The organism is Streptomyces katrae, assembly GCF_000966975.1.
GTDB lineage: Bacteria > Actinomycetota > Actinomycetes > Streptomycetales > Streptomycetaceae > Streptomyces > Streptomyces katrae.
The window spans coordinates 1-2930 of the sequence record NZ_JZWV01000273.1 but is presented as its reverse complement, the minus strand read 5'-3'; the positions used below and the strand labels follow the sequence as shown (position 1 = coordinate 2930).

3 protein-coding genes and 1 pseudogene are annotated in these 2930 nt (G+C 74.0%); 3 read left to right on the top strand and 1 reads right to left on the bottom strand.

The window, feature by feature from the left end; all coding sequences use genetic code 11:
- The 3 genes and pseudogenes from VR44_RS47050 to VR44_RS11520 all read left to right on the top strand — a co-directional run.
- Positions 1 to 407, top strand: a pseudogene (locus VR44_RS47050) (hypothetical protein); the annotation flags it as partial.
- Between the two features lie 136 nt (positions 408 to 543).
- On the top strand, positions 544 to 723 hold the full coding sequence (locus VR44_RS47045) for a peptidoglycan recognition protein family protein (RefSeq protein ID WP_245691704.1): 180 nt from the start codon (positions 544 to 546) through the stop codon (positions 721 to 723).
- Positions 724 to 929: 206 nt separating this feature from the next.
- Positions 930 to 2267, top strand: a complete 1338-nt coding sequence (locus tag VR44_RS11520; RefSeq protein ID WP_045947346.1) for an NsdA family TPR-like regulatory protein — start codon at positions 930 to 932, stop codon at positions 2265 to 2267.
- A gap of 117 nt (positions 2268 to 2384) precedes the next feature.
- On the opposite strand, the gene VR44_RS11515 is transcribed toward VR44_RS11520, so the two are convergent.
- On the bottom strand, positions 2385 to 2669 hold the full coding sequence (locus VR44_RS11515) for a hypothetical protein (protein ID WP_045947345.1): 285 nt from the start codon (positions 2667 to 2669) through the stop codon (positions 2385 to 2387).
- Positions 2670 to 2930 lie beyond the last annotated feature (261 nt).

Here is a 2930-nt window from a genome sequence, read left to right as displayed (position 1 = left end):
GCCTGGTCCGGGCCCAGGGGCACGTACCGGTCCAGCAGGGCAGGCAGGTCCCGGCGGCGGCGCGGGGCCGCCACCTGGTCCGGGCCCCGCAGCGCCGCCCGCACGGCCTCGGGCTCGCAGGCACCAGCCCGCACCCGCGTCCGCCGGCGGGACCCGCTTTCGGAGCCGCCACCAACCTGCCCGCCGCCGCCCCTGGCCTGGCCCGCGCCGCCTCCGGCCCCCGACGGTCCGGAGGCCGGCACGGGGCCCCGGCGCCCCAGGTCACCGACTGCGAAGGCTGGGGTGCCCGCGAACCGTCCGAGGATGTGGCGGACCTCGATGTCCGCCCCGACCGGATCATCGTCCACACCGCCACGGCGAACGTGACCGACTACTCACGCGTCCGGGCCCACCCGCCGGCCCGGTAGATCCAAAACCACGACATGGACGTCAACGGCTGGATCGACACGGGGGCGCCTTCATCCTGGAAGGCCGCCACGACAGCCTGGCCGCCCTGGAAGCCGGGGACACGAGGGCACCCACCTGAGCGTGGAGCCTCCCGCCGTGCAGTTCTCCGCCCTCGCCGACCTGTGCGCCCCCATCTGCCGCCAGTACAACCTCGCCCCCGCCGCGATCTACGGGCACCGGGACTTCATCAGCACCACCGCCTGCCCCGGCGCCAAGCTGTACGCGATGCTGCCGAAACTACGCCAGGACGTGGCCCGGAAGCTGGAGAGCGCCTAGCGCGGGCGTTGGGGAGCGCCCGCGCGCACCCCTGCACACCGATAGTCGAGGCGCCGAGGAGGCCCACGAGGTCGACGCATGGGCGGGAAAGGGTGGTGCCCAGGGGGGTGCCTCGACGGGTCGCCCCGGCGCGAGGGGCTCCGTAGCATCGGAAACGTCCAGGCCGGTTTTCCGGCCCCGTTCCCCTACGCCGAGGCTTCACCTCCGTGACGCTGCACCCCCTCGCTCAGCTGCGGGCGGCAGCCGGGCTCTCCCATCCCGCCTATGCCCGGCTGGTCGCCGAGACGCACGCCGCGCTCGGTCTCGGCGACATGGCCGCACGACGTGAGAAGGTCTCCCGCTGGGAGTCGGGCCGCACGATACCCGAACACTCCGCGCAGCTGGCGATGGCGCACATCCACCACGTCCCGGCCACCGAGGTGTGCCGCCTGGGATGGCCCCACTGGCTGTACCTGGCCAGCCGTGACGCCGGCCTGCTGAGCGCTCCCCACACCGGCGAAGGCGCCGCGCTCGTCCTGGACAGCACCCTCCACCTGGCCGACGCACCCCGCTCGCCCTCCCTCCTGCTGGAGGGGCGGGCGCTGGCCGAACAGGTCCGCGGCGCGCTCGTCCGCCTCGCCGAGGCCGCCGACGCAGCCGTCCTGGACGCAGCCGGCCCTCTCACCGAGCGCCTGGACTGGGCGCAGGCCCGCATCGAGGCCCTTGAGGAACACGAGAACGGCACCCTCCTGCCGCTTGACGCGCTCTACACGGCGGCTTTGTCCGAGCACCGCCACCTCGTCACCCTGATCACCACCCCGCCTGGCGGTCTTCCCGTGTCCGGGCTCCTCTACCACCTCGCCGCCCGTACCAGCATGCTGTGCGCGTGGCTCAGCAGCGCGGCCGGCGAGGAGACCCGCGCCGAACGGCACGTACTGGCCGCGCTGCGTGCCGCGGCCGCGTCGGGCAGCCGGCCCCTTACATCGGCAGCACTGACACGTCTCGCGTTGCGTCACCTGCTTGCCGGCAGCCCCTCCGACGCTCTCATGCTCCTGCGGGCTGCCCGCGCCGCCGACCCGCGTCCCGCGCCGGGGACCGACGTCCAGTTCCACGGCCACCGCGCGCTCGCCTTGGCGCACCTCGCGGACCGCGCTGCGTCCCGGCAGGCACTCGACTACGCGTCCCGGGCCGTCACCCGTGGCGCGACCACCGCCGAGATGGCCGCCCGGCATCACGCGGTGGCCGTCAACCGTGCGCTGGTCTCGCTCCACCTCGGCCGGTTGAAGACCGCTCGGAGGCAGTTCGGGCCGCTCACCGAGCATCTCACCACTCCGCAGTCCTGCCCGCCCTCCCCCTACACCGCCCAGTGGCTGCGCTACGCCGTGGAGACCCACCTGGCCCTCGGCGAGGTCGACGTCGCCGTCCACGCCACCCACCGGGCCCTGGATCTCGCCGGGGCACTCCCTGAAGGTCTGGCGCTGCAGTTCCGTCAGGTGCTCGGTTCGCGACAGCACGAACCGCTCGTCCGCCAGGCCCTCGACCGCCTCCGCGACCCTCGGGGATGAAGGGTGGCGGGCCGTAGCGGCGGTGATCCACCGGTATCCGCACCACGCCACCGAGGCGGAACACCTGCGGATCGGCTACGCCCGGTGGACGCCCCCCCCAGGGGCGGGGGGCTGGCTCTACCAGTGGGGGGCCAGAAGGGCCGTCCCCGTCCCGGCGGTCCACAGGGCCAGCAGGACCCACATGCCCGGTGAGGGCCGGCTCCCACGGACCAGGGCGAGAGACATGCCGGCGAGGACCGCCAGCAGGGCCAGGCCCTGCAGCCCCCAGGAGCCGGCGACGAGATCCGGGTGCGTGCCGTCGCGGCCGGCGCGGCGCAGGACGAGAGCGGGTATGACCAGGAGCACGCCTAGGGAAGCGATCAGGTCCTGGAGAGTGGCGGTGCGGTGGGGGTGCTGCGTCATGACGGCTCCTCAAGTACAGGGGTGGGGCGGGCGGATGGTCCGCCCCACCGAGGGATCAGGTCAGCTCACCATGGAGGCGAGGAGGTCGATGACCTCGCTCTGGGCGTAGCCGCCGGCGGCTCAGTAGGCGCGGTTTCGTTGTCGGCGACGGAGACCGCCGGAGCCCGCACAGTGACCGGCGAGTGCGCGGCCGCGGCGAGAGGAGCTGCCGCCATCAACGGGGCGGTCGCGATGACGACGGCAACGGCGGTCCGCATGGGG